This window comes from Vibrio sp. YT-18 (assembly GCF_033337345.1).
In the GTDB taxonomy this organism is placed as follows: domain Bacteria; phylum Pseudomonadota; class Gammaproteobacteria; order Enterobacterales; family Vibrionaceae; genus Vibrio; species Vibrio alginolyticus.
In genome coordinates this window covers 1-1,201 of sequence record NZ_JAWOQO010000166.1, presented here as the reverse complement: position 1 = coordinate 1,201, position 1,201 = coordinate 1, and the positions used below count along the sequence as shown (strand labels likewise).

Sequence of the window (1,201 nt, the reverse complement as noted above, 5' to 3'; positions counted from 1 at the left end):
ACTTCTACCGCGAGCTAAAGCAACGTTCTTTGTTTGAATCTATTCATCTTATTGAGCAAGAGCTTTTGAAAGTTGAATCGCAAATTGGAACAGATGCATTACCAAAAAACGAGAAACTCAACTTAAAGGTCAATGCGTCTTTAGGCTTTGAGAATGCGCAACTCGTTTCTACTAAACCATTAGGTAAAGATAAATTAGCGCTTGAGACAAATTTGATTGGCTTGACGGGGGAGCAGGGTGTACTGCCTCAGCATTACAGTGAGCTTGCATTGCATCGACTGAAAGAAGGCGATCATGCGATGGTGGACTTCTATGACATTTTTAACCATCGGCTTTTATCCCTCTATTATCGAAGTTGGCAGTTGAGTCAGTTAACCATACAAGCGCGTGCGCATGCAAAAAATCAGCGCTCCCCATTAACTGATTGCATGTCGTCATTGACTGGCGATGGGAATGATCTAGCACTGCATTATGGCGGCATGTATGCATCTCCAACACGAAGTAAAGGTGCATTGAAGAGCATTTTGGAATGTTTGTCTGGTTGCCAAATTCGTATTCACGAGTTTCAAGGTCAATGGATGCGACTGTCTAAATCTGAACAAACTCGTTTGGCATCGAAAAGTATGCCCGAAGGCCAGTTTGCACAACTCGGTGCTGGTGCGTCACTAGGAAAAAAAGCCTGGAATATCAATGCAAGTACAACAATTGAGTTTCTCCCAAAGGAAAGTAAGCAAGTCACAAATCTATTACCCAAGACCAATACATTGAAAACGATAAAACAGGTAGCAGGTGACTTCATTGGCAAACACAAGCACGTTAAATGGCAACTCACGACTAAACATAGTCTATTGCCTCAAGTTCAAATATCTAAGCAACAAGGTCAGTTAGGTGTCGGCTCTGTACTGAAAAAACATGAACGTACGGAAGATCGCAACATAACAATTACGGTTTAAAGGAAACATAATGGCTTCATTATCACTTTCAGCGTTGGTCGAAAGATTGTCTCCGCAAGCGAAGGAAACGCTAGAGCAAGCGGCTGCAATGGCAAGTTCGCGTACACATCATAGTATAGAGTTGACCCACTGGTTGTTGACGATAGTTCAACATCCATCCGGTATTTATTCAGAAGTGTTTGAAGCTTTTGATATTGATGAAAGAAAAGTCGAAGAACAACTGCAAGCTCAGCTTGAAAAATACAAAA

2 protein-coding genes are annotated in these 1,201 nt (G+C 41.7%); both read left to right on the top strand.

All coding sequences use genetic code 11. The annotated features are described in order from the left end of the window. On the top strand, window positions 1–953 hold a 953-nt coding region (gene tssG / locus R7M72_RS25175; protein ID WP_318056470.1), incomplete at its 5' end, for a type VI secretion system baseplate subunit TssG. A 10-nt stretch (window positions 954–963) separates the two neighbouring features. Then, on the top strand, window positions 964–1,201 hold a 238-nt coding region (locus tag R7M72_RS25170), incomplete at its 3' end, for a Clp protease N-terminal domain-containing protein (protein ID WP_318056469.1).